This window comes from Klebsiella electrica, assembly GCF_006711645.1.
In the GTDB taxonomy this organism is placed as follows: domain Bacteria; phylum Pseudomonadota; class Gammaproteobacteria; order Enterobacterales; family Enterobacteriaceae; genus Klebsiella; species Klebsiella electrica.
In genome coordinates this window covers 183,178-208,895 of sequence record NZ_CP041247.1, presented here as the reverse complement: position 1 = coordinate 208,895, position 25,718 = coordinate 183,178, and the positions used below count along the sequence as shown (strand labels likewise).

24 protein-coding genes are annotated in these 25,718 nt (G+C 57.0%); 14 read left to right on the top strand and 10 right to left on the bottom strand.

The features are described from left to right. Positions 1-164: 164 nt before the first annotated feature. Entirely contained in the window at positions 165-1,367 is a 1,203-nt protein-coding gene (locus tag Electrica_RS00985; RefSeq protein ID WP_131049365.1) for an L-lactate MFS transporter, read from the bottom strand. Between the two features lie 239 nt (positions 1,368-1,606). After that, positions 1,607-2,251, bottom strand: a complete 645-nt coding sequence (locus Electrica_RS00980; RefSeq protein ID WP_131049364.1) for an autotransporter outer membrane beta-barrel domain-containing protein — start codon at positions 2,249-2,251, stop codon at positions 1,607-1,609. A 229-nt stretch (positions 2,252-2,480) separates the two neighbouring features. Between Electrica_RS00980 and tag the strand changes: the two genes are divergently transcribed. Both tag and Electrica_RS00970 read left to right on the top strand, forming a co-directional pair. Beyond that, positions 2,481-3,062, top strand: coding sequence for a DNA-3-methyladenine glycosylase I (gene tag / locus Electrica_RS00975; RefSeq protein ID WP_100682976.1), 582 nt, complete (start codon positions 2,481-2,483; stop codon positions 3,060-3,062). After that, positions 3,040-3,480 carry an N-acetyltransferase gene (locus tag Electrica_RS00970; RefSeq protein WP_100682975.1) on the top strand — a complete coding sequence of 147 codons (441 nt, stop codon included), beginning with the start codon at positions 3,040-3,042 and terminating at the stop codon, positions 3,478-3,480. The genes tag and Electrica_RS00970 overlap by 23 nt, the downstream gene beginning before the upstream one ends. On the opposite strand, the gene Electrica_RS00965 is transcribed toward Electrica_RS00970, so the two are convergent. After that, the gene (locus Electrica_RS00965) at positions 3,449-5,779 is read right to left on the bottom strand and encodes a molybdopterin guanine dinucleotide-containing S/N-oxide reductase (RefSeq protein ID WP_141963103.1); all 2,331 of its coding nucleotides are present in this window, start codon (positions 5,777-5,779) and stop codon (positions 3,449-3,451) included. The genes Electrica_RS00970 and Electrica_RS00965 overlap by 32 nt on opposite strands. A gap of 166 nt (positions 5,780-5,945) precedes the next feature. Here Electrica_RS00965 and Electrica_RS00960 point away from each other — a divergent pair, with 166 nt between their 5' ends. The 6 genes from Electrica_RS00960 (at position 5,946) to ghrB (ending at position 11,911) form a co-directional block, all read left to right on the top strand. After that, entirely contained in the window at positions 5,946-6,608 is a 663-nt protein-coding gene (locus Electrica_RS00960; RefSeq protein ID WP_100682973.1) for an OmpA family lipoprotein, read from the top strand. Positions 6,609-6,731: 123 nt separating this feature from the next. Beyond that, the gene (locus Electrica_RS00955) at positions 6,732-7,748 is read left to right on the top strand and encodes a LacI family DNA-binding transcriptional regulator (protein WP_131049362.1); all 1,017 of its coding nucleotides are present in this window, start codon (positions 6,732-6,734) and stop codon (positions 7,746-7,748) included. 110 nt (positions 7,749-7,858) lie between these two features. After that, the gene (locus Electrica_RS00950) at positions 7,859-8,608 is read left to right on the top strand and encodes a sugar phosphate isomerase/epimerase family protein (RefSeq protein ID WP_141963101.1); all 750 of its coding nucleotides are present in this window, start codon (positions 7,859-7,861) and stop codon (positions 8,606-8,608) included. 3 nt (positions 8,609-8,611) lie between these two features. Continuing rightward, complete coding sequence (locus Electrica_RS00945) at positions 8,612-9,550, top strand: sugar kinase (protein WP_141963099.1); 939 nt, start codon at positions 8,612-8,614, stop codon at positions 9,548-9,550. Positions 9,551-9,634: 84 nt separating this feature from the next. Then, positions 9,635-10,915 carry an MFS transporter gene (locus Electrica_RS00940; RefSeq protein ID WP_141963097.1) on the top strand — a complete coding sequence of 427 codons (1,281 nt, stop codon included), beginning with the start codon at positions 9,635-9,637 and terminating at the stop codon, positions 10,913-10,915. A gap of 24 nt (positions 10,916-10,939) precedes the next feature. Beyond that, positions 10,940-11,911, top strand: coding sequence for a glyoxylate/hydroxypyruvate reductase GhrB (gene ghrB / locus Electrica_RS00935; RefSeq protein WP_141963095.1), 972 nt, complete (start codon positions 10,940-10,942; stop codon positions 11,909-11,911). Positions 11,912-11,968: 57 nt separating this feature from the next. Here the strand turns inward: ghrB and Electrica_RS00930 are convergent, their stop codons facing one another. Further along, a complete protein-coding gene (locus tag Electrica_RS00930) occupies positions 11,969-12,679 on the bottom strand; it encodes a DUF3053 domain-containing protein (protein ID WP_100682967.1) in 711 nt (236 codons plus the stop codon). Positions 12,680-13,119: 440 nt separating this feature from the next. On the opposite strand from Electrica_RS00930, the gene Electrica_RS00925 reads away from it, so the two are divergent. From Electrica_RS00925 to cspE, 3 genes are all read left to right on the top strand, one after another. Next, entirely contained in the window at positions 13,120-14,478 is a 1,359-nt protein-coding gene (locus Electrica_RS00925) for an MFS transporter (protein WP_141963093.1), read from the top strand. 241 nt (positions 14,479-14,719) lie between these two features. Beyond that, the gene (locus Electrica_RS00920; protein ID WP_100682965.1) at positions 14,720-15,010 is read left to right on the top strand and encodes an HTH-type transcriptional regulator; all 291 of its coding nucleotides are present in this window, start codon (positions 14,720-14,722) and stop codon (positions 15,008-15,010) included. 261 nt (positions 15,011-15,271) lie between these two features. Beyond that, a complete protein-coding gene (gene cspE, locus Electrica_RS00915; RefSeq protein WP_000014594.1) occupies positions 15,272-15,484 on the top strand; it encodes a transcription antiterminator/RNA stability regulator CspE in 213 nt (70 codons plus the stop codon). 101 nt (positions 15,485-15,585) lie between these two features. Here the strand turns inward: cspE and Electrica_RS00910 are convergent, their stop codons facing one another. After that, the gene (locus Electrica_RS00910) at positions 15,586-17,205 is read right to left on the bottom strand and encodes an ABC-F family ATP-binding cassette domain-containing protein (RefSeq protein WP_141963091.1); all 1,620 of its coding nucleotides are present in this window, start codon (positions 17,203-17,205) and stop codon (positions 15,586-15,588) included. 380 nt (positions 17,206-17,585) lie between these two features. Between Electrica_RS00910 and Electrica_RS00905 the strand changes: the two genes are divergently transcribed. Both Electrica_RS00905 and Electrica_RS00900 read left to right on the top strand, forming a co-directional pair. Continuing rightward, positions 17,586-17,795: a YdgH/BhsA/McbA-like domain containing protein gene (locus tag Electrica_RS00905; protein ID WP_131049357.1), complete on the top strand. Its 210-nt coding sequence runs from the start codon at positions 17,586-17,588 to the stop codon at positions 17,793-17,795. A 75-nt stretch (positions 17,796-17,870) separates the two neighbouring features. Further along, the gene (locus Electrica_RS00900; protein ID WP_100682962.1) at positions 17,871-18,059 is read left to right on the top strand and encodes a hypothetical protein; all 189 of its coding nucleotides are present in this window, start codon (positions 17,871-17,873) and stop codon (positions 18,057-18,059) included. Positions 18,060-18,157: 98 nt separating this feature from the next. On the opposite strand, the gene glyS is transcribed toward Electrica_RS00900, so the two are convergent. From glyS to Electrica_RS00885, 3 genes are all read right to left on the bottom strand, one after another. Continuing rightward, positions 18,158-20,227, bottom strand: coding sequence for a glycine--tRNA ligase subunit beta (glyS, locus tag Electrica_RS00895; protein WP_141963089.1), 2,070 nt, complete (start codon positions 20,225-20,227; stop codon positions 18,158-18,160). Between the two features lie 9 nt (positions 20,228-20,236). Then, a complete protein-coding gene (glyQ, locus tag Electrica_RS00890) occupies positions 20,237-21,148 on the bottom strand; it encodes a glycine--tRNA ligase subunit alpha (RefSeq protein WP_004205014.1) in 912 nt (303 codons plus the stop codon). A 137-nt stretch (positions 21,149-21,285) separates the two neighbouring features. Then, the gene (locus Electrica_RS00885; RefSeq protein WP_141963087.1) at positions 21,286-21,591 is read right to left on the bottom strand and encodes a YsaB family lipoprotein; all 306 of its coding nucleotides are present in this window, start codon (positions 21,589-21,591) and stop codon (positions 21,286-21,288) included. Positions 21,592-21,770: 179 nt separating this feature from the next. On the opposite strand from Electrica_RS00885, the gene Electrica_RS00880 reads away from it, so the two are divergent. After that, positions 21,771-22,766, top strand: a complete 996-nt coding sequence (locus tag Electrica_RS00880; RefSeq protein ID WP_100682959.1) for an acyltransferase — start codon at positions 21,771-21,773, stop codon at positions 22,764-22,766. A 38-nt stretch (positions 22,767-22,804) separates the two neighbouring features. Here the strand turns inward: Electrica_RS00880 and xylB are convergent, their stop codons facing one another. Continuing rightward, entirely contained in the window at positions 22,805-24,262 is a 1,458-nt protein-coding gene (xylB, locus tag Electrica_RS00875; protein WP_131049354.1) for a xylulokinase, read from the bottom strand. A gap of 88 nt (positions 24,263-24,350) precedes the next feature. Next, complete coding sequence (gene xylA / locus Electrica_RS00870) at positions 24,351-25,673, bottom strand: xylose isomerase (protein ID WP_131049372.1); 1,323 nt, start codon at positions 25,671-25,673, stop codon at positions 24,351-24,353. Between the last annotated feature and the right edge of the window lie 45 nt (positions 25,674-25,718).

The window sequence follows — 25,718 nt, the reverse complement described above, 5'->3', positions numbered from 1 at the left end:
GGGCGGTGAGTATAAGAAACCTCTATAAAGCGCGCTAAGTAGACCACAGAGAAAGAAAAAAGTATCAGGCGGGAATGTGATCCAACCAAACATTTACAAAATATTTGGTTGGACAGGCACGAATAGCTCAGGAAATGCCGGTATGACGTCGCAAAGATGGCGTATCAGGCGTGGGCTGCGTTGTAGGCTTCACCTTTCGGCTGGCGAATCGTTGTGGAGAGCGCCAGGGAGAGAATCAGCAGGGCAAAGATAACGCAGAAGGTCACGTAGAAGCCGCCGAACAGCGAGGCAATCAACGATCCGCAGATGCTGCCGATACCAAAGCCCAGATAGATGACGCCGTAGTTTTTTGCCAGGTTATTCAGACCGAAGAATTCACTGACCAGCGACGGGAACACGGTAATCGTTCCACCGAAGTTAAAGGCGACGCAGGCAATCGCGGCAAAGAAGGTTGTGGCGTTCAGCGGGGCAAACAGCAGCGCAGCCATGCCGACCAGTGAAACCACCTGACCGATAGTAATGACGCGGATACGGGAAATTTTATCCGACAGAATCCCCAGAACCAGACGTCCGCTCAGGTTGGCGATAGAGATAACGGTGACCGCATTCGCCGCCGTCGCGACATCCAGATGCACCATCCCTTGCGCGATATCTTTTGCTACGCCAATAACATACAGGCCACTCATGCAGGCAGTCAGGAACATCACGGCGAGCATCCAGTACTGCGGTTTACGCATCGACTCGGCCAGCGTGAAGTCATTCTCCACCACGCCATTACGAGAAGCGGCGGTATGATTCGGCGCATCTTTCATTAAGGTGGCGCCGAAAATAATCATCACCAGGACAATGGCGCCCCAGATAATAAAGGTTTTCTCCAGCCCGACGGTGGCCAGCAGGTGGGTATCAATAAATTTGAACCCGAGGCTACCGAGGCCATAGGAACCAATGGAAAAGGCGGAAATCAGTCCTTTACGCTCCGGGAACCACTTCACGCAGTTGGAGAGCGTCAGCAGATAGCCCGCGCCATCCGCCAGCCCCACCAACAGGCCCGCGCTCAGCCAGAGCATCATCAGGCTGTTGGCGTGAGCGGTAAGGAAAAAGCCAAGCCCCAGCAAAATACCGGAAGCCATGGTGACGCGTCTGACGCCAAAGCGTTCCTGCAGTTTACCGGCGACGGAAGAGGATAGCGCCAGACCGAGGCTTAACAGACCGAAAGAGAAAGCCACCTGGCTTACCGGTTCGTCCAGTTTTGCGGAAAGGGAACTGTTGAACAAACTCCATGTATAAACCGATCCCAGCGCGAATTGTGTGACGATCGTGCCGGCCAGCGTAAGCCAGCGGGTATATTGACTGTTTGCAGCGTTCATAGCAGATATCCTGAATAATTAACTGTCGCCACAATAGCGAAGCCAGCCGAACGCCAGGGTAAAAAAGGCATGAAATGCCATCAGCAGGGAATGAAATGCATGTAAGCCGGAATGAATGACATCGAAAAAGATAGGGACATGGCAGCAGCAGAAATAAGTTAGTGATTACTATCTTACAACAATGCGCCATTACTGTGTTTATTAGGTAACAATAACGTTTCACGCATGCTAAAAAAAGGCTAAAAGTTGGCGCTCACCCCCATCACATAGAGATAGCTGGCGCCCGCTGCCGTATTCTCCGCCTGCGATAATGCCGCCCAGGCCGCAAGGTGTGAACTGAGCGCCATATCCGCCCCGAAGGTGACATCGCGCCAGGCGCCATCCTGCCCGCGATTAGGCCCAGTCAGATCCGCAGAGAGCGGCTGGTTATAGCTCACTTGCGCCCACGGATGGACGCCCCATAGCGCCTGATAATCCATCCGCCAGCCAAGCGTATTTACGTAGGGGTTGTCTGACGCGCGGCGCGCGGGAGCGGTCGATATCACCTCGCTACGCAAACTCGCCACCGGGCCGGAAGTGATACCGTTGCCCAGCGTAAAATTCCACCCCACGCTCATCCCGCGGCCGCTATCCGGCGGTACCACCGCCTGATTCAGCGCAATACCGGGAAGATCGCCGGACGCATTCATACGCTCTGCCAGAATATCTTCATAGCGCGGTTGGCGATCGCTATCCCACGTATAGCGTTCAGGGGTATTACTTTTGGTATCGATAGCGATATATTCCTGTTGCCAGGCATGCGCGTCACTGGCAAACGAGCCCCAGACGACCACACACGCCGGCAGAATCATCCCCCGAAGGCCATTGCATTTCTTTATTATCATTAATGCGACTCCAGAAAAGAGCCAACCTGGCATTATTGCTGTGTTTTTATGGAACGGGATTCACCTGAATACCCTGAATAATGTGATTGGGCGAACGAATACAGCCAATGCACATGCAACCTGAATAATGGCAGGTATATTTGAGGGTAGTATCCCTGTATTAACTATTATCTTTATCTTTCAGCCGTCAAGGCGAACACGTAAGTTTTATGACTAAAGGGAGAGAGACATGCAGCGTTGCGGATGGGTAAGCCAGGACCCGCTTTATATCCAGTATCATGATAACGAGTGGGGCGTTGCGCAAAGAGATGCCGTTAAACTGTTCGAAATGATCTGCCTCGAGGGCCAGCAGGCCGGGCTGTCGTGGATTACGGTCCTGAAAAAGCGTGAAAACTACCGTCAGGCCTTTCATCAGTTCGATCCGCTTCGCGTCGCCGCCATGAATGAGGCCGATATTGAACGCCTGCTTCAGGACGCCGGAATTATTCGCCACCGCGGGAAAATTCAGGCCATTATTGGCAACGCCCGCGCCTTCCTGACCATGGAAGAGAGCGGCGAATCCTTCACCGATTTTGTCTGGTCTTTCGTCGATAATCAGCCACAGATCTCCCATGCCGCCACGCTGGCGGAGATCCCCACCACCACACCAGCGTCCGACGCGCTCTCAAAGGCGCTGAAAAAGCGTGGTTTTAAGTTTGTCGGCTCCACCATCTGCTACTCCTTTATGCAAGCCTGCGGCCTGGTCAACGATCATGTGACGAGCTGCTTCTGTCACCCGGGAGGCGATGATGATCCGCAAGTGGGACGCTAAAGAGATCGGCCCGCTGCTCGCCCTGTGGCTGGAGAGCACGATTCATGCCCATCCCTTTATCGACGAAACGTACTGGCACGAGAGCATCGCCGTCGTGCGCGATGTCTACCTGCCCGCCGCCAGCACCTGGGTGTGGGAAGAGGACGCGACGATAAAGGGTTTTGTCAGCGTGATGGAATCCCGCTTTATCGGTGCGCTGTTTGTCGCGCCGGACGCTATCCGCCGCGGCATCGGCAGCGCGCTGCTGAACGAGGTCAAACAGCACTACCTCTGGCTCAGTCTTGAGGTTTACCAGAAAAATATTCAGGCGGTGAATTTCTACCATGCGCAAGGCTTCCGGATAGAAGACTGCGCATGGCAGGACGATACGCTACAGCCGACCTGGATTATGCGTTGGCCGGCGGATCAAACGCCGTAAGCGTCAGCGCGGGGCCGTCATATTTTTCCAGCCACGCCAGCGCCGTATTCCCGGCGCAGCCGTTGCCCAGTCGCGAGGTCGGAATATCTTTGGTCAGAACATTCACCGCGCCGTTTTTGCAAATACCGGCCTGCGGGTCAATATCGGGCCAGGCCCCTTCGTGTAAACAGATAACCCCTGGACGAATGCCCTCCGTCACCACGGCGCCAGCCAGCACCTGGCCGCGCGCGTTCCATACGCGCACGATGTCGCCATCGGCAATATTGCGCGCCTGCGCGTCCCGCGGATGAAGGGTTAACGGCTCGCGCCCGGCAACAGCGTACTTTTCGCGCAGCGACGTATGGTTGAGCTGGCTGTGCAGACGATGCGCCGGATGAGCGGACAGCACCTGCAGCTGTCCGGGCTGAGCATTGCCGTGCCACTCGTCCGGCTCCAGCCACATCGGGTGCGGTGGGCAGTCCGGGTAGGCAAAGCCGGCAATGGTTGGAGAGTGAATCTCCATTTTGCCGCTGGCGGTTTTTAGCGGATTAGCTTGCGGATCGGCACGGAATGCCGCAAAGCGGGCAAAACGGGCATTTTCCGGGTTTTCCGGCATTTCAATCAGCTGGTTAGCCTGCCAGAACTGATCAAATGGCGGCAGCGTCACCTGCTGGCTCGCCCCGCGTTGCGCGGCGATCTGATAGAAGGTCTCCAGCCACTGCAGATCGGTTTTCCCTTCGGTAAAACGCGCGCGCCCGCCCTCTTCCCAGCGCTCGCTGAGATCGGCAAAGACGTCAAAATCATCCCGGGCTTCATCGCGGGGCGCGACCACGCGTTTCATCGGCACCAGGTGTTGGTTACTGTAATCGCCGGTCATGGTCATATCGTGCCGTTCAAACGAGGTGGTCGCCGGCAGGACAATATCGGCATGGCGGGCGGCGGCGGTCCAGAAGCACTCCGAAATGACGATAAGCTCCGGTTTCTGCCAGGCCCGAATCAGGCGGTTGGTATCCTGATGATGGGTAAAGTTCGCGCCGCCGCACCACCAGACAAAGCGAATATCCGGGAAATGCCGGTCCATTCCGTTGTGTTGATACGGCGCGCCGGGGTTTTCCAGCGCTTCCACAATACGCGCCACCGGTATTTTTTCGACCGCCTCGGTGCCGCCCGCCACACAGCCTTGCATCGACGCCAGCACCGCCGCCCGGCGGGTCGGATTGCCGCCGTTGGCAAAGTGGTAGGAAAGGCCGAAACCGCCGCCGGGGGTACCAATCTGCCCCAGCATCGCGGCAAGCGTCACCAGCATCCAGTGCTTCTGCTCGCCAAACTGCTGGCGCTGCATCCCCCAGCCGGACATCAGCATGGTGGTATGGTTGTGGAAGAGCGCCGCCAGTTCGCGGATCTTGTCCGCGCTAACGCCGCAAATCTCCGCCGCCCACTCTGCGGTTTTCGGCGTGCCATCGCTTTCACCGGTCAGATAGCGGGCAAAAACGTCATAGCCGCTGGTACAGCGGGCGAGAAACTCATCATCCTGCCAGTGGTTTTCGACCAGCGTATGGGCAATGCCGAGCATCATCGCGACGTCCGTCCCCATATGCGGAGCGATCCATTCGCCCGCCTCGCCAAAGAACTCCGCCGTTTCCGATCGCATCGGATCGATACAGATCACCCGCTTCCCGCTCTGACGCAGGCGGTCAAACCACGGGATCCCCTGCTCATCGGAAGCATTCCAGGCAATTTTTAGCGTATTCAGCGGGTTGGCACTCCACAGCACCACTACATCGCTGTGCTCCAGCACCATCGGCCAGCTGGTCTGCTGCTGATAAACTTCATTGCCGCCAACCACATAGGGCATGATCGCCTGCGCCGCGCCGGTGGAATAGTCCCCCAGATGCCCGGTATATCCGCCTGCCAGGCTCATATAGCGCTGCAGCAACGTCGCCGCCTTGTGGAGCACGCCGTTAGAGCGCCAGCCGTAGGAGCCGGCAAAAATCGATGCCGGGCCGTAGCTTTCCCGAATCCGCCGATGCTGCGCGTGGATAAGATCCAACGCCTCCTGCCAGCTCACCCGCACAAACTCGTCCTGGCCGCGCACGCCCTGCGGACTCTCCGGCGCGGCAAGGAAACCTTTACGTACCATCGGATAGCGGACACGGGTTTTGCTGTGTACCTGCTCGCGCACGGCGGTTTGCAGGGAGTTGGCGAAAGCGGTCTCCAGCGCACCGCGGGAAGAGAGGATATTTTCACCATCCGTTTCAACCAGCATAGGCCCCCAGTGAGCCGCGGTTAAGATGGTTTTGGTTGCAGATGAGGTTGGCAAAGCGAGCTCCTGGTCAGCGAATGCAGGGTTGTGACGGCCTGTGACATGACCGTTCAATGTTATTTACAAAAAGAGTGCCGGTCCGGGGAATTTTCTACGTAACGGGACGTCATAATCAACCGTCACGCACGCTGTGACAAAGAATAAAAAGGATTAAGGAAAGAAGATGAAAAAACGCGTACTCATGATTGCGGCTGTGGTTAGCGGCACCCTGGCGATTTCTGGCTGTACCACCAACCCGTATAGCGGCGAACGTGAAGCCGGGAAATCCGGCATCGGCGCCGGGATCGGCTCGCTGGTCGGCGCGGGCGTCGGCGCACTCTCCTCGTCGAAAAAAGATCGCGGCAAAGGCGCGCTGATTGGCGCAGCGGCCGGTGCGGCGCTGGGCGGCGGCATCGGTTATTACATGGATGTGCAGGAAGCAAAACTGCGCGAGAAAATGCAGGGAACGGGCGTCAGCGTGACGCGAAATGGCGATAACATCGTGCTGAACATGCCAAATAATGTCACCTTTGACAGCAGCAGCGCCAACCTGAAACCGGCCGGAGCAAACACCCTCACCGGCGTGGCCATGGTGCTGAAAGAGTATGAGAAAACCGCGGTTAACGTCGTGGGCTATACCGACAGCACCGGCAGTCAGGAACTGAATATGCGCCTGTCGCAGCAACGTGCCGACAGCGTGGCCAGCGCCCTCATCACCCAGGGCGTGACGGCAAACCGTATTCGCACCAGCGGCATGGGCCCGGCGAACCCTATCGCCAGCAACAGCACGACGGAAGGGAAAGCGCAAAACCGTCGCGTAGAAATCACCCTGAGTCCGCTCCAGTAAGTCCGGCAGTCGACCGCGACCGCCGTCTCCTTCGCCCGGTAAGCGCCGCTTGCCGGGCAAAATGCTTGATATAGCAGATTTTCGCGCTAAGGTGTTCTCCAGATTTCAGCAAAGGAAGCCATCATGGCGAAAGCGGCGCGAGCAACCATTAGCGATGTGGCGAAAGCCGCAAACACCGGCAAAACCAGCATTTCACGCTACCTCAATGGCGAGAAGCACCTGCTTTCCGATGACCTGCTGGCGCGCATTGAAAAAGCGATTGCCGAACTCAACTACCGCCCCAGCCTGATGGCCCGCGGCCTGAAACATGGTCGTACCCGGCTGATTGGCCTGATCATCGCCGATATCACCAACCCCTACTCGGTCAATGTTCTCAGCGGCATCGAAGCGGCCTGTCGTGAAAAGGGCTTCACTCTGCTGGTGTGTAATACCAATAACGAGCTCAACCAGGAGCTGCACTATCTCGACCTGCTGCGCAGCTACCAGGTTGAGGGGATCGTGGTCAACGCCGTCGGAATGCGTGAAGAGGGGCTGAATCGCCTGCAGCAGTCGGCGCTGCCGATGGTGCTCATTGACCGCAAAATCCCGGACTTCGCCTGTGATGTCGTCGGTCTGGACAACACCCAGGCCGCGACCACCGCCACAGAACATCTGGTGGAGAAAGGATTTGAAGCCCTGCTGTTCCTCAGCGAGCCGCTCGGTTCGGTGAACACCCGTCGCGAACGCCTGAGCGCGTTTCGCGCCACCCTCCAGCGCTACAGCGGCATCGTCGCGGAAAACGCGGAAGTTCCACTCAACGACGGCGCCATGCTCGATACGGTGCTGCGCCAGTTCCACTCCCGCCACCGCGGCATGCGCAAGGCGCTGATTTCCGCCAACGGCGCCCTGACGCTACAGGTTGCGCGCGCACTCAAGCGAATCGACCTGGTCTGGGGCAGCGACATCGGCCTGCTCGGCTTCGATGAACTGGAGTGGGCGGAGCTGGCGGGCGTGGGTATTACCACGCTCAAACAGCCCACGTGGCAGATTGGCTATGCCGCGGTTGAGCAGGTGGTGCGCCGGATTGAAGGCACTACCGACCCCATCTGCGAACGGGTCTTCTCCGGCGAGCTGATCGTGCGGGGATCGACCTCCCGCTAACCTTCCTTCGTGATGGTGATCATAAATTAGACATCCTCTGCTTTTCTTTGGAACCGGTACCATCTAGCGTAATAGTGTGATTCGCTACAGCGCTACCGGGAGTTTGTCAGATGGCCAGAAAAATTATTGTCGTGACCGCCGCCTATGGTCATGATTGCCTTAAAGAACTTGGCGGTCAGTCCGCCGTACTGCCGTTTATCGCCGGATCCGGCGCCGATGGCGTGGAGATTCGCCGCGAGCTATTCAGCGCCGACGAGCTCAAGCAGTTGCCAGCGCTGGCCGCCACCATCGAGCACCACAACCTGCTGACCTGCTACTCCGCACCGGAAGCCTTGTTTGAAGCGAATGGTGCGCTTAACCCGCGTCTGCCGACGCTGTTGCAGGAAGCGCAGACCCTTAACGCCCTGTGGTTAAAACTGTCGCTCGGCCATTTTACCCATAACAACAGTCTGGAATCGCTGCGCCGCATCCTGCAGGAGAGCGGCATGACGCTGGTGGTAGAAAACGACCAGACCGACTGCGGCCAGCTTGCGCCAATGCAGCGCTTTAAAGCCGCCTGTCGGGTGAATCAGCTGCCCGTCACGCTGACCTTCGACATGGGTAACTGGCTGTGGGTCGGCGATTCGCCGGAAGAGGCCGCACGTCATCTGGCGCCCGCCGTCAGCTACATCCACGTCAAAGCCGCAGAGCCGCATCATGCGCACTTTCGCGCCGTCCCTCCTGACGAGGCCCCTGCTCGCTGGCTGGCGCTGCTCGCCAACCTGCCTGCCGATGCCCCACGCGGGATCGAATTTCCGCTGGTGGGTCACGATCTGACGGCCGTCACCCGTCGCTATGTGAATTTGTTACGCGAGGAATAAGTCATGGAAAACACATTAGATGTCGTCACCATCGGCGAAGCGATGGCGATGTTTGTCGCGACGGAAAGCGGCGATCTGGCCGAAGTAGAACACTTTATGAAACGCGTCGCCGGCGCGGAGCTGAATGTCGCCACCGGCCTGGCTCGTCTGGGGCTGAAAGTCGGCTGGGTTAGCCGCGTGGGTCAAGACAGTTTCGGCCGCTTTGTCCTTCGTTCGTTGGCCAAAGAAGGGATTGATGCGCGCGGCGTCCGTGAAGACAGCCGCTACGCAACCGGCTTTCAGATGAAATCTAAAGTTGAAAATGGAACCGATCCCATTGTGGAATACTTCCGCAAAGGTTCCGCCGCCAGCCATCTGTCGCCAGAGGATTTTCGCGCCGATTACTTCGCCAGCGCTCGCCATCTGCACCTCAGCGGCGTGGCCGCCGCGCTGTCGGAGAGTTCATACGCTCTGCTGGAGCAAGCCGCCGCCGCCATGAAGGCCCAGGGGAAGACTATCTCGTTCGATCCGAATCTGCGCCCGGTGCTGTGGAAAAGCGAAGCCGAGATGGTGGAAAAACTCAATCACCTCGCCTTTCAGGCCGACTGGGTTCTGCCGGGCATCAAAGAAGGCATGATCCTCACCGGCCAACAAACTCCGCAAGGGATTGCCGATTTCTATCTCACGCGCGGCGTTCAGGCCGTGATCATTAAAACCGGCAGCGACGGCGCCTGGTTCAAAACCGCCGCGGGCGAACAGGGCGCCGTCGCAGCCGTCAAAGTCGATAACGTCGTCGATACCGTGGGCGCCGGCGATGGTTTTGCCGTCGGCGTGATTAGCGCTCTGCTGGAGGGCAAAACGCTGCAACAAGCGATACGGCGCGGCAACAAAATTGGCGCGCTGGCCATTCAGGTCCAGGGCGACAGCGAAGGATTACCCACACGCGGGGCGCTGGGCGAATAGCCCGGACCGGCGTAATAATAACGGCCTCCTCTGTACCCTACATACGGCGGCGGCGTCATGAACCTCAACTTTAGAGGCAAGCCTATGAACAGCTCTACCAATGCAACCAAACGCTGGTGGTACATCATGCCTATCGTGTTTATCACGTATAGCCTGGCGTATCTTGATCGCGCAAACTTCAGTTTTGCTTCGGCAGCGGGCATTACGGAAGATTTAGGCATTACCAAAGGTATCTCATCGCTTCTTGGCGCCCTTTTCTTCCTCGGTTATTTCTTCTTCCAGATCCCGGGGGCGATTTATGCTGAACGCCGTAGTGTACGTAAGTTGATTTTCATCTGCCTGATCCTGTGGGGCGCCTGCGCCTCGCTGACCGGGATGGTGCACAATATTCCGGCGCTGGCGGCGATCCGTTTTATTCTCGGCGTCGTTGAAGCGGCCGTCATGCCGACGATGCTGATTTACATCAGTAACTGGTTTACCAAATCAGAACGTTCACGCGCCAACACCTTCTTAATCCTTGGGAATCCGGTCACGGTACTGTGGATGTCGGTGGTCTCCGGTTACCTGATTCAGTCCTTCGGCTGGCGTGAAATGTTTATTATTGAAGGCGTTCCGGCCGTCCTCTGGGCCTTCTGCTGGTGGGTGCTGGTCAAAGATAAACCGTCGCAGGTGAACTGGCTGTCGGAAAACGAAAAAGCCGCGCTGCAGGCGCAGCTGGAGAGCGAACAGCAGGGTATTAAAGCCGTGCGTAACTACGGCGAAGCCTTCCGCTCACGTAACGTCATTCTGCTGTGCATGCAGTATTTTGCCTGGAGCATCGGCGTGTACGGTTTTGTTCTGTGGCTGCCGTCAATTATCCGCAGCGGCGGCGTCAATATGGGGATGGTGGAAGTCGGCTGGCTCTCTTCGGTGCCTTATCTGGCCGCGACGATTGCGATGATCGTCGTCTCCTGGGCGTCCGATAAGATGCAGAACCGTAAACTGTTCGTCTGGCCGCTGCTGCTGATTGGCGGGCTGGCTTTTATCGGCTCCTGGGCCGTCGGCGCTAACCATTTCTGGGCCTCTTATACGCTGCTGGTGATTGCCGGCGCGGCAATGTACGCCCCTTACGGCCCGTTCTTCGCCATCATTCCGGAAATGCTGCCGCGTAACGTCGCCGGCGGCGCAATGGCGCTCATCAACAGCATGGGGGCATTAGGTTCATTCTTTGGCTCGTGGTTTGTAGGCTACCTGAACGGCACCACCGGTAGTCCGTCAGCCTCATACATTTTCATGGGAGTGGCGCTTTTTGCCTCGGTATGGCTTACTTTAATTGTTAAGCCTGCTAACAATCAAAAGCTCCCTATCGGCGCTCGTCACGCCTGACCTTTACTACTTACGGAGATCCGCATGAAGCCGTCCGTTATTCTCTATAAAACGCTTCCCGACGACCTGCAGCAACGTCTGGAAAAACACTTTACCGTCACTCGGGTGAAAAACCTGAGCCCTGACACCGTCCAGCAGCATGCGGAAGCCTTTGCCCAGGCGGAAGGTCTGCTGGGGTCGAGCGAAAAAGTTGACGCCGCGTTACTGGAGAAAATGCCCAGGCTTCGTGCGACCTCCACCATTTCCGTCGGCTATGACAACTTCGACGTTGGGGCGCTGAATGCGCGCAAGGTGCTGCTGATGCATACGCCGACCGTGCTGACCGAAACCGTTGCCGATACGGTGATGGCGCTGGTGCTCAGCACTTCCCGTCGGGTGGTGGAGGTGGCTAACCGGGTGAAAGCCGGGGAGTGGACGAAAAGCATCGGCCCGGACTGGTTCGGCAGCGATGTGCACCATAAAACGCTGGGGATCGTCGGCATGGGCCGTATCGGGATGGCCCTGGCGCAGCGCGCGCACGCCGGTTTTGGCATGCCGATTCTGTATAACGCCCGCAGCCGCCACCCGCAGGCGGAAGAACGTTTTAACGCGCGTTACTGCGATCTGGATACGCTGCTGCAGGAAGCCGACTTTGTCTGTCTGATTCTGCCGCTGACCGCCGAAACTCACCACCTGTTCAACGCGGAAAAATTCGCCAGAATGAAGCCCTCCGCCATCTTTATCAATGCGGGGCGCGGCCCGGTTGTCGATGAGAAGGCGTTGATTGCCGCGTTGCAGAATGGCCAAATCCACGCGGCGGGTCTGGACGTTTTCGAGCAGGAGCCACTGGCGAAAGAGTCGCCGCTATTAAGCCTGCCGAACGTCGTCGCGCTGCCGCATATCGGTTCTGCCACTCATGATACCCGCTACAATATGGCGGCTTGTGCGGTAGACAATTTGATTGATGCGCTGAATGGCAAGGTTGAGAAGAACTGCGTCAACCCGCAGGTGAAGTGAGGGTAAGCTGAAGCGACCCGGGTCGAGGTCAACGCCTGACCCGGGTTGGCGAACCGGTTAACGCGTTGCGTTAACCGCCGCCGTCCACGCCTGGTTGAAAGCCTGATGCTGGGCAGCCAGCGGGCCAATCAGAGCGTTATACTGGCTGGCCTGCTGCGAGGTCGGGAACTGAATCCCGTTTGCCACGAAGCTCACCTGAGCATTTTGCTGAGCGATAAAATCACCCACCTGCACCAGTTGCTGAGTAAAGACCTGCGCAGCAGGAATCAGCGGCTGCAGTGCGTTCGCTGGGGCGGTCACGACTTTGCTGTAAACCTGGTCAAAGACCGGTTTCAGATCGTCGCTCTGCTTCAGCGCGCTATGTGCGCCATCGGCCTGCATTTTCGCATTTTCCAGCTGCTGGCTCAGCACGCCCAGCGCGCCGTTTGCCTGACGCAGCGGTTCACGCTGAGTCACATAATCCTGCGCCACGCGAATCGCATTCACGCTGTCTACGACCGGACGCAGACCCGCATCCATAGCCTGACTTACCTGCTGTGAATAGCCGTAAATCACCGCGTAATCGGAAACAAAAGGACCAAACTGTTTTTTCTGATCGGCAGTCAGCGTCGGCAGACGTTCGCCGCTACGCATTGCCGTATTTTGCAGGAAGTCGATAAACGCTTTGCGCTGATCGCCTTCTTTATCGAAACACCCACTCAGGCTAACCACCATTAATAAGGCCGCAATAGCCGCAAACCAGCGAGAGCAGGACTTTCCTGTCGCCATTTTTTTACTCCTTTCAGCCAAAAAAAGCGCACGCGGACACGCGCGTGCCAGACGCTGACAAGGATAGTCCAGGTCGGCCTTGCAGGATACTCTTTCCTGACAATCTTACGCAGGAAAAGCACCGTTCGCGGCGTTTGACGGGCGATCGCCAGCGTCTGTTAAGCCCATCACAATTAACGCCATAACTCGCCCGGCGAGAATAGTCAGTAACATCATGATTTTAATGTAAATAAAATAATTCTTGCGCGTCGAACCCGTGAAAGCGAACGATAATCGCACGCTTCCTGGGCCAGTTGCGTTGCCTGAGGCCAGGTTCAGTGGTTTGATAAATGAGCGATTAACGGCGATGCGTTCGATTATCGCACAAATCACATTAACGACAGCGAGAGAGGCGGCAATTGCCCGACACCGTCCCCCGCTCCGGCTGCCAGGAATGCTGTATGAATAAGACAACCATCGATATTCAGGCTTTTATCAACGAACATCCGTTTACGAAGTACCAGTGGATGATTCTGGCCCTGTGTTTTATCACCGTCGCGATGGACGGGTTTGATACCGCCATCATCGGCTTTATTGCCTCTGACCTGGTACAGGAATGGGGTGTGGAAAAATCCGCGTTAGGCCCGGTGATGAGCGCTGCGCTCGTCGGTCTGGCGGTGGGGGCGCTGACCGCAGGCCCGTTGGCCGACCGCATTGGCCGAAAAAAAGTTCTGCTCATGTCAATTGTGGTTTTCGGAAGCTTTAGTCTGTTGACCGCTTTCGCCACCAGCCTCAATCAACTGACGCTGCTGCGCTTTCTGACCGGCCTCGGGCTGGGCGCCGCCATGCCAAACGCAGCAACGCTGATGAGCGAGTATGCGCCGGAACGCCGTCGCGCTTTGCTGGTCAATCTGATGTTTGTCGGGTTCCCGATGGGCTCTTCGCTGGGTGGATTCCTCTCGGCCTGGATGATCCCGCACTACGGCTGGCAAAGCGTCCTGATTCTGGGCGGCGTGATGCCTCTGCTGCTTGCCGTCGCGCTGGTGTTCTTACTGCCGGAGTCGGCGCGCTATCTGGTGGTCAAGCGCCAGCCATCGCAGCGTATTGCCGCCATTCTGCGTCGTATCGCCCCGCTGCCTGAACAGGTTGAGTTTGAGCTGCGTGAAGTCGGCCAGGTGAAAGACAAATCGGCCCTGGCCGTCATTTTCTCCCCCCGTTATCTCGTCGGTACCATGATGCTGTGCATGACCTACTTTCTGGGGCTGCTGATTTTCTATTTATTGACCAGCTGGCTTCCGCTGCTGATTCGCGAAACCGGGGCGTCAATGAGCCAGGCTTCGATTATCACCGCGCTCTTCCCGCTGGGCGGCGGTATCGGGGTGCTGATCCTCGGCGCTCTGATGGACAAAATGAACCCCAATAAAGTGGTCGCCGTAGGCTGGCTGCTGACCGGTATTTGCGTCTTTCTGGTCGGCTTCTCCACCAACAGCCTGGTGCTGATGGGCGTAATGGTCTTTATTGCCGGCAGTATTATGAACGGCGCGCAGTCATCAATGCCGGCCCTGGCCGCCGGATTTTACCCCACCCAGGGCCGGGCGACCGGCGTCGCCTGGATGCTGGGCCTCGGCCGGTTTGGCGGCATCCTCGGCGCCTTCAGCGGAGCCTTCCTGATGCAGGCGCAACTCTCCTTCGTGACCATCTTTACCTTGTTGTCGATTCCGGCGTTTTTATCCGCCATCGCGCTGCTGGTGAAATATAAGATAAGCAAGAGCCAGCCGATACCTGCGCAGGCAAAAACCGAAAATATGCAAAAAGCCTGACCCTCAGGCCAGCGGGCAACTGCTGGCCTGGCGGATTTTTCATCTGTTTACAAAAATTTTCCATTGCGACACGTCTGATGATTAATCATCACCTTATCTGCCGTTTTCATCCCCGAATATCCGTTAAGACGATAGGCTGCCTGCACATAATAACCACCGTGACTATTCTTTGTGTTTTTTCTGACTATTCTTAACAGGCTTGACTAAATTTTCTTTTGCTGTGTGACAGAAGGAGTTCTCAATGGAATATAAAGATCCGGTGTTTGAACTGCTTAGCAGCCTGGAACAAATTGTTTTCAAAGATATTTCCCAGACGATCGCCCAGCCTCGTAAGCAGACCGCATTTAGCGAGTTTGAACAGCTTCGCAAAGGCACTGGTCTGAAAATTGATGATTTTGCCAATGCCATGGGCGTCAGCGTGGCGATGGTACAAGAGTGGGAATCAAGACGGGTGAAACCCTCATCCACGGAGCTCAAATTAATGCGCCTGATTCAGGCAAACCCGCAGCTTTCAAGGCAGATTATCGACTAAAGCTCTATAATAAGAATCAGGTCTGGTTACGGTCCTTATATCGGGACCGTTTTTATTTCTATGAAAAAAGGTTTGCTATCACACCGCAAAAATGAGTTAATGCTCGCAGGTTTGATGTACAGACCACAGAGCATTAGTATAGAGTAGTCCTTGAGCGGTTATCATAGATACCCCGGTAGTGAACTTTCCCTTTATAGCTTCAAATCTGTAGTCCAGACCGTACCGCCGAAAGGTTCATTTATTATTTAAAGGTATTTCGCTATGTCCGGTAAAATGACTGGTATCGTAAAATGGTTCAACGCTGACAAAGGCTTCGGCTTCATCACTCCTGACGATGGCTCTAAAGACGTGTTCGTACACTTCTCTGCTATCCAGAACGATGGCTACAAATCTCTGGATGAAGGTCAGAAAGTTTCCTTCACCATCGAAAGCGGCGCTAAAGGCCCGGCAGCTGGCAACGTAACCAGCCTGTAAGCTTAAATTAAGCTCAGAATTCAAGATCCCTGCCTCGCGGCGGGGATTTTTTTTATCTGCTAATAAAAAACCGCCGCTCATCAGAGGGCAGCTTTTTGTCTTCACCGCGCTGAGAAATGCCAGCCATCCTCCTGCCACGTCAAAGAGTGGGTCAGCCGCAGTCCCCGCAGAAAATCCTCATCATGAGAGACGACAATCATTGCGCCAGGAAACGCGGCTAAAGCCGACTCAATAGCCTGAACGGCAGCCAAATCAAGATGGTTTGTCGGCTCATCCAGCAGCAGAAGCTGCGCGGCTTCTCGCCGCCATAGCACGCAGGCCAGCGCGGCTTTTAGCCGCTCGCCGCCGCTTAAAGCCGACAGCGGCAGATTGATTTTATCCGCGCCCAGCTGCAGCCGGGCAAGACGGCTGCGTAATACACCCGCCTCCAGCGGCGTATCATCAAGATTAAGGTGCGCCATGACCGACAGCGACAGGTCCAGCTGCGTGAGATGCTGATCCAGCCAGGCCGTCTGCACCGACACCCGGCACTTGCCGGACAGTGGCGATTCCAGACCGATCAACGTTTTCAGCAGCGTGGTTTTGCCACAGCCGTTGGGGCCACGCAACGCCACGCGCAGCGGCCCGTCAAGACGCCAGTCGAGCGGCGGTATGGCGGAGAAAGCCAGCTGCAAAGCCTCCAGGACCAACACCTGTTTACCGGCGGCAACCTGGCTTCCCGGCAGAGTGAACATCACCGCGGCCTCCTCCTCTACCCGCTCACGGGCCTGGAGAACCGCGGCGTTCAGCGCGCAATTTTGCTCCTGGTGCTGGCGATGCAGTGTACCGGGCCGCTCCTTCGCCGCTCCTTTATATTTTACCCGTTCAAAGGAGGCGATATTCAGCGTATCCACCACGCGCAGCGTCTGAGCAGAACGCCGCTGACTGGCATCGTGCTCTTTTTGCATCCGCGCCCGCGTGCGACGGCGCTCGGTGGCGGCATGGTCTAACGCCGCGCGCGCGGCCTGCTGCTCCGCGTCGCGCTGCTGCTGATAAGCGGCATAGTGACCGCCGTAGCTGCGCAACGCGCCGGGCGTCAGTTCGAGTATGCGCGACATGCGGGATAACAGCGCGCGATCGTGGCTGGCTATCAGCGCCCCGCCGGGCCAGCATTCAAGCTGGTGATACAGCCAGTCGCGACCCTGCCTGTCCAGGTGATTGGTGGGCTCATCCAGCAGCAGATAATCGGCCGCGGACAGAAAAGCGCCGCATAGCAGGGCCTTCACCCGCTCACCGCCGCTCAATGATGATGCGGGGCGCTCGGGATCAAAATCGGCTAAACCCGCCTCGCGAAAACCTGCGCGCAGGCGATCCGGGAGGTTCCAGCAGCCCTCGAGGCAATCGACATCGTCAGCCAGAGCCTCACCGCGCCCGAGGCGCTGCAAGGCCGCAAAGTAGGGCCCGTAGCCCAGCAGCCCGGCCAGCGTGGTCTGCGGGGTTATCGCGTGCTGCTGCGCAACACAGGCCAGAGAAACAGGCCGTTCGATATGCCCGCCAGAAGGCGTATCGATACCGGCCAGCAGGCGCAGCAGACGGGTTTTCCCGACGCCATTACGTCCGACCAGGCCACTGAGGGCATTTTCCAGCGAGAGATTCAACGGGCCAAATAGCGTCTCTCCCGTCGCAAACTGACAGGTGACCTGATGCAAAATAAAAGAGGGGGATTGGGCACGATGGGCCATAAGCACTCCTGAATGAAATTCATATTTCCCCTACAGACGCAGTGCGCCAGCAAGGATCCGAATTCAGCAGGTATATTGGTCCATTTTCAGTGTGCTCTCTGTGAGACGAGGGATTCGTCGGGGCACAGGATAGCCATACTCGTCCTTGCATTTCAAGATTAATTTTTCCGCAAACGCCTGCGGGTTGAGCGACTCTCCCGCGGCTAAAACGTCAAACCGCCCCGAAATCATCCCCGTTTTATATGCGCATTTTTTATTCTATTTTTTTGAATGAGATGCGCAAATTGTTCCAGTTTTAATCGATCAATAATCGTCCTATCATTTATCACATCGGAGCAACAACGCTCCATACCAAACAAAATCACTTAAGGAATACGACCATGAAATCTATCAAAACTTTCGTTGCAGTTTCTGCTCTGTCTCTGATGTCTTTCGGTGCTTTCGCTCAGAGCATCAGCGCCACCGCCTCCACGCTGGATCGTGCTGAAGCCAAAATTGCCGCCCAGGCCGCTGAACAAGGCGCGTCGTATAAAATCACCAGCGCCCAGTTCAACAACCGCGTGCATATGACCGCAGAACTGAACAAATAACGCAATCTCTCTTGCCGGGCCGCCGGACGTTAACCAGACAGGCGACGACGACAACACGATGAAAAGGAAGATAAAATGAAAAATATCAGCGTGATAACCGCCCTGTTTCTGGCCGCTTCATTATCATCTGGCGCCATCGCCGCAGAGCATCGTCCCGCACAGCCGGAAGCCGGTTCCAACATGGACACCGCAGTGCATCAGAACCGTATTAACGTCAGCCACGCTTTTGATAAAGAGAGTCTGACCGCGGGGAATTTGCAGTAAATCTGGCCGCCGCAAGGCGTCCGGGTAGGCGAGAGAGTCGCTGAGCGCTATAAAAAAACCTGCCCCAGGGCAGGTTTTTTGTTATGCAAAACAAACGATTATTGCAGCAGGGAAATATCCGCTACCTGCAGGAACAGGTCACGCAGTTTCGACAGCAGCGTCAGACGGTTGATACGGACGTCTTTATCTTCCGCATTCACCATCACGTTTTCGAAGAATTCATCTACCGGTTCACGCAGGGAGGCCAGTTCGATCAGCGCTTCCTGATAGCGGCCTTCGGCAAAGAACGGCTGCAGCTTGTCGCGCAGGACCACCAGATGGGTCGCCAGCTTAATTTCTGCCGCTTCTTTCAGCACGGAGGCATGAACGGCATCGTTCAGCGTCTCTTCGGATTTCGCGAGGATGTTAGATACACGCTTGTTGGCTGCTGCCAGCGCGGCCGCTTCTTCCAGGGTGCGGAAGTGAGATACCGCTTTCATACGCGCATCGAAATCAGCCGGACGCGTCGGACGACGTGCCAGTACCGCCTGGATGGTGTCGACGGTGTAGCCTTCATCCTGATACCAGGCGCGGAAGCGACCGAGCATGAAGTCAATGACGTCATCGACGACGTTGGCGTTAGTCAGCTTATCGCCGTACAGACGCACCGCTTCTTCGGTCAGCGTTTGCAGATCGAGGTTCTGGTTCTTCTCAACGATAATACGCAGCACGCCGAGCGCGGCACGACGCAGCGCAAACGGGTCTTTATCGCCTTTTGGATGCTGGCCGATACCGAAGATGCCCGCGAGGGTATCCATCTTATCGGCAATCGCTACCGCACAGGCTACCGGATTAGACGGCAGATCGTCGCCGGCAAAGCGCGGCTGATACTGCTCGTTCAGCGCCACCGCCACATCTTCGGCTTCGCCATCGTGACGCGCATAGTGCATGCCCATGATGCCCTGAGTGTCGGTAAACTCGAACACCATGTTGGTCATCAGGTCACACTTGGAGAGCAGACCCGCACGCGTTGCGTGATTGACGTCGGCGCCAGTCTGCCCGGCGATCCAGCCCGCCAGGGCCTGAATGCGATCGGTTTTGTCGCGCAGGGTGCCGAGCTGCTGCTGGAACAGCACGGTTTGCAGACGCGGCAGATGATCTTCCAGACGCTTTTTACGGTCGGTGTTGAAGAAGAACTCGGCATCCGCCAGACGTGGGCGAACCACTTTTTCGTTCCCGGAGATAATCTGCGCCGGATCTTTCGACTCGATATTGGTGACGAAAATAAAGTTCGGCAGCAGTTTGCCGTCATTACCGTAGACCGGGAAGTACTTCTGGTCGCCTTTCATGGTGTAAACCAGCGCTTCTGCCGGCACCGCGAGGAATTTCTCTTCGAATTTCGCGGTCAGCACCACCGGCCATTCCACCAGCGAGGCCACTTCTTCCAGCAGGCTTTCGCTCAGATCGGCGTTGCCGCCAATTTTGCGCGCCGCGTCTTCGGCATCGGCTTTGATTTTGGCTTTACGCTGCTCGTAGTCAGCAATGACTTTGCCGCGCTCAACCAGAATTTGCGGGTATTGATCGGCGTTGTCGATAGTGAATTCCGGCTCGCCCATAAAGCGATGGCCGCGAATCACGCGATCGGAGGCGATGCCCAGAATGGTTGCCGGGACGACTTTGTCGCCCAGCAGCAGGGTCACGGTGTGAACCGGACGCACGAACTGCACGTCGGAGGCGCCCCAGCGCATCAGTTTCGGGATCGGCAGTTTTGCCAGCGAGGTCGCCACCATGTTCGGCAGCAGCGCTTCCGCGCTTTCGCCCTTGACGTGCGCGCGATACAGCAGCCATTCACCTTTGTCGGTGACCATACGCTCGGCCTGGTCAACGGTGATACCGCAGCCACGCGCCCAGCCTTCGGCCGCTTTGCTCGGTTTGCCTTCCGCGTCGAACGCGGCAGAAACCGCCGGGCCGCGTTTTTCAACTTCGCGATCCGGTTGCGACGCCGCCAGATTAGCGACTTTCAGCGCCAGACGGCGCGGGGCAGCAAACCACTCGACGTTGCCGTGGGCGAGGCCAGCGTTATCCAGCTCCGCGGTAAAGTTCGCAGCAAAAGATTCCGCCAGGCTGCGCAGGGCTTTTGGTGGCAGCTCTTCGGTGCCGATTTCCACCAGGAAAGTTTTTTCAGACATGGCCGCCTCTTATTTATTCTTGTTGCACATCGGGAAGCCCAGGGCTTCACGGGAAGCGTAATAGGCTTCTGCCACGGCTTTGGTCAGGGTGCGAATGCGCAGAATATAGCGCTGACGCTCGGTGACGGAGATGGCTTTACGCGCGTCCAGCAGGTTGAAGCTGTGGGCGGCTTTCAGAATGCGCTCGTAGGCAGGCAGCGGCAGCGGGGTTTCCAGCGCCAGCAGCTGCTGCGCTTCTTTCTCATACTGCTCGAAGCAGGAGAACAGGAAGTCGACGTCTGCGTATTCAAAGTTATAGGTGGATTGCTCCACTTCGTTCTGATGGAACACGTCGCCGTAGGTGGTTTTACCCAGCGGACCGTCGCTCCAGACCAGGTCGTAAACGCTGTCAACGCCCTGAATGTACATCGCCAGACGTTCCAGACCGTAGGTTATCTCGCCGGTCACCGGCTTACATTCGAGGCCGCCGACCTGCTGGAAGTAGGTGAACTGCGTCACTTCCATCCCGTTCAGCCACACTTCCCAGCCCAGACCCCAGGCACCCAGCGTCGGGTTTTCCCAGTTGTCTTCCACGAAGCGGATGTCGTGAATCGTCGGATCCATGCCCAGCTCTTTCAAAGACCCAAGGTACAGCTCCTGAATGTTATCCGGCGATGGCTTAATGACCACCTGGAACTGATAGTAGTGCTGTAAGCGGTTCGGGTTTTCGCCGTAACGGCCATCGGTCGGGCGACGAGAAGGCTGCACATAGGCAGTCGCCATCGGCTCTGGCCCCAGCGCACGCAGGCAGGTCATTGGATGAGAGGTGCCGGCGCCGACTTCCATGTCCAGTGGTTGAACAATGGTGCAGCCCTGACGAGCCCAGTAATCCTGTAAGGTCAGGATCAGGCCCTGGAAGGTCCTGGTATCAAACTTTTGCATATTATTTCGTGCTGGATACGTGTGGATTTAAAGGAAGGGATCAGTATACCCGCTGGCTGCGAGATATACAGTACGAAACGGCGTTGTTTAAATAAAATTGCGGGAATTAACGCCATCGCGCGGCATCAGGTGCCGATTTAACGCATAGAAAGATGTAAAAACTGACCCTCTGGATCAAAAGAACAGATAAAGCGCTCATTCTGCGATGTCAGACCCGACAGCTCATAGCTCCCCTGGAACTGCTCGAAGTGGCTAATGTCCACCATGCGGGGCCCGGTGCTGTAGCGTTTTGCCGCCTTATCCTTGCACAGTTGCGCCATATTGAGGGTAATTTGCGGCGTAATCCGCGCACGTTGCGCTTTTTGCACCGTCTGAGGCGGCTGTTGGCTGCATCCCGCCAGCAGGAGCAATAACAGTCCAGAAAAGAAATATTTCATCACCATTTTCCTCAACCGCCTTGTTAGCAACTCGTTATCGTGCAGGTTACGTGAAATTGTCCGGGCATTGTGCGAATCTCTGCGCATCTCGACAAGAGCGTCGCGATAAACTCGGAATTTTCCATTGCGACATGGCCGGCCAGGAGGAGTCAGACCCTCTTTAAGCAGGAGCAACTGAGGTACCGATGCAGGAAAAAATAAACTGGATAACAAGTTTGCGCGGCATCGCATGCCTGATGGTAGTGATGATTCACAGCACCACCTGGTATATCACCCACCCGCATATCATCAGCTTGCTGGACTGGGATATCGCCAACCTGCTTAATTCGGCTTCTCGCGTCAGCGTCCCGCTGTTTTTCATGATATCCGGCTACCTGTTTTTCGGTGAGCGCAGCGCCCAACCACGGCATTTTCTACGGATCGTACTGTGCGTGGCGTTTTATAGCGCCCTGTCCCTGCTCTACATCACGTTGTTCACCCATATCAACGTGGTGCTGTCACTCAAGCACTTACTGCAAAAACCGGTGTTCTATCATCTGTGGTTTTTCTTCGCGATTATCGTCATTTACCTGCTCTCGCCGCTGCTGCAGGTTAAACAGGTCAGCGGCAGGATGCTGTTGATTCTGATGCTGGTAGTAGGCCTTCTGGCCAACCCCAACATGGTGTCGGTCAAGGCTGGCGGCATCGAGTGGCTGCCGCTCAATCTCTATATCAACGGCGATACGTTTTACTATGTTCTGTATGGCGTACTGGGGCGGGCGATCGGCATGATGGACACCGATAAAAAGTGGCTCACGCTGCTGTGCGCCGCGCTTTTCGCTGCCACGGTGTGGGTGATTTCCCGCGGGACATTGCACGAGCTGAAGTGGCGCGGCGACTTCGGCGATACCTGGTACTTATATTGCGGGCCGGCGGTGTTTGTCTGCGCGATAACCCTGCTCACGCTGGTGAAGAATACCCTCAACGCACGTCCGATCCCTGCCCTGGCGCTGATTGCACGCCATTCGCTGGGGATCTACGGATTTCATGCCCTGATCATTCATGCGTTACGGGCCAGCGGAGTGGAACTGACGCGCTGGCCGCTGCTGGATATCTTCTGGATATTCGGCGCGGCGTTGGGGGGGAGCCTGCTGCTGTCGACGCTGGTACAGCGCCTGGATACCCGACGCCTGGTCAGCTAGCGCGGCAAAAATTAATCCGCCCCATTCGGGGCGGACGCTTATGACGACATCAGCGGCAGCAGCTGCTGATAAATCTGCCGGAACGTTTCGCGACGCGGCGCATAGCGAGCAAAGCGCTCGGCATCCGGTCGATGGGCCTGTTCCAGCGGCAGCTGCGGCAGCAGTTCTGAAAAAACCGCCTCTTTATGCTGCGCCAGCTGCGCTAACCGGGCAGCCCCGAGCGCAGGCCCAACGTCGCCGCCGGTACGGTAATCCAGCTGCTGGCCGCTGATATCAGCCAGCATCTGCCGCCACCAGGCGCTGCGCGCGCCGCCGCCAATCAGAGTGATGCTCTCCGGCGTCACGCCGCAGGCATGCACCACATCCATTCCATCCGCCAGCGCGTAGCCCACGCCCTCCAGTACCGCACGTGCCAGTTCTGCCGGGCCGTGCTGATGCGTCAGGCCGAAAAAGACCCCTTTAGCATGTGGGTTGTTATGCGGCGTGCGCTCGCCGGAAAGATAGGGTAAAAACCAGATGGGATCGGCGTTTTCGCTCGCCGATTCCGCCGCCGCCACCAGCGCAGGAACCGTGCCGAGGCCGGTCAGTTTTGCCGCCCAGTCGAGGCAGGAAGCGGCGCTCAACATCACCGACATCAAATGCCAGCGTCCCGGCAGAGCGTGACAAAAGCTGTGTACGGCGCTTTCAGGTTTACTGAGAAAACCGTTGCTGACGGCGAAATAGACCCCGGAGGTTCCCAGGGACAACATCGCCTGCCCCGCATCCGCCATGCCGACGCCTACCGCACCGGCAGCATTATCGCCGCCGCCAGCGACCACCAGCGCCTGCGGCATATTCCACGCCTCGGCGATGGCGGGACGCAGCGTTCCCGTCACTTCGCAACCTTCGAACAACGCCGGCATGTTATCGCGGCTCAGGCCGCAGGCGGCGAGCAGCTCATCGCTCCAGTCGCGTTTGGCCACATCCAGCCACATCGTCCCAGCGGCGTCAGACATATCGCTGGCAAAGTCACCGGTCATACGCAGGCGGAGATAATCTTTCGGCAGCAGCACCTTGTCCACCTGGCGGAAGATCTCGGGTTCATGGTGCTGGACCCAGAGCAATTTTGGCGCCGTAAACCCCGGCATCATCAGGTTACCGGCAATTTGTCGCGAGCGGCTTACCGCTTTTTCCAGCTGGACGCACTCGTCGCCGCTGCGGCCGTCATTCCACAAAATAGCCGGGCGAAGCACCCGCTGGTGTTTATCCAGTAGCGTTGCGCCGTGCATCTGCCCGGCTATCCCCACTGCTTTTACATCGCGCAGCGTGTGTTGTTCACCCAACGCTTTCATTGCGCGGTCCGTCGCCTGCCACCAGTGCTCGGGGTCTTGCTCGGACCATAGAGGGTGTGGCCGCGATACGGTGAGGGGCGCAGTGTGCGAAGCCAGCACCTCACCTTGCTCATTGAGCAGAATGGCCTTTACGCCCGAGGTGCCCAAATCAATCCCGATGTACATACGGTCTCTCCTTAAACAGTGCGCCACGGTTAACCGTGGCGCGAGAAAGCGTGCTCTCACTCACGCCCGACACTGCCGGGCATCCTTATTACTTATCAAAGAGATAATGGTTAACCAGGTTTTCCAGCTGCTCCTGATGGCCGCTCTGATGCTGAGGAGCCAGATTATGCTGCGCCGCGTAGTGCGCAATCTCCGTCAGCGTCATCTGCCCTTTCAGGATTTGCTGACCCAGGTCGCCATTCCAGCCGGCATAGCGTTTCGCGACTCGTTTATCCAGCTCGCCCCCTTCGATCATACGGGCCGCCACTTTCAGCGACAGCGCCATCGTATCCATCGCCCCAATATGACCATAGAACAGATCGTATTTATCGGTGCTCTGGCGACGAACTTTGGCATCAAAATTCAGCCCGCCGGTGGTAAAGCCGCCGGCCTTGAGAATTTCATACATCACCAGCGCATTCTCTTCCACGCTGTTCGGGAACTGATCGGTATCCCAGCCCAGCTGCGGATCGCCGCGGTTGGCATCCACGGAGCCGAACAGACCCAGCGCAATGGCGGTTGCAATTTCATGGTGGAAGGAGTGTCCGGCCAGAGTCGCATGGTTGGCTTCGATATTCAGTTTGATCTCTTTTTCGAGGCCAAACTGCTTGAGGAAACCGTAGACGGTAGAGGCATCATAATCGTACTGATGTTTGGTCGGTTCCTGCGGTTTTGGTTCAATCAGCAGCGTGCCCTGGAAGCCGATTTTATGTTTGTGTTCCACCACCAGCTGCATGAAGCGGCCAATTTGCTCGCGCTCCTGGCGCAGATCGGTATTAAGCAGGGTTTCGTAGCCTTCGCGACCGCCCCACAGGACATAGTTTTCCCCGCCCAGCTTGTGTGTGGCATTCATGGCGGTCACCACCTGAGTCGCCGCCCAGCTGAAGACCTCCGGATCCGGGTTGGTCGCCGCCCCTGCGCCATAGCGTGGGTTGGTAAAGCAGTTTGCCGTCCCCCACAGCAGCTTCACGCCGCTCTGCTCTTGCTTCGCCGCCAGTACATCAACCATCCGGGCAAAATTGTCCAGATACTCCTTCAGCGACGCCCCTTCCGGAGAGACATCCACATCATGGAAGCAGTAGTACGGCACATTAAGCTTATGGAAAAACTCAAAGGCGACATCCGCTTTACGCTTCGCCATTTCCAGCGCGTCGCCCGGTTGCTGCCACGGACGATTGAAGGAGCCCACGCCAAACATATCTGCCCCGTTCCAGCAGAAGGTATGCCAGTAGCAGGCGGCAAACCGCAGATGCTCTTCCATGCGTTTGCCCAGCACCAGCTCGTCCGGGTTATAGTGACGGAACGCGAGCGGGTTAGTGGTTTTTGGGCCTTCATAACGAACGCGATCGAGTTGATCGAAATAGGTTTGCATAATGAACTCCATATTCAGGGGTGCGGCGGGTAATAAGTCATAAGC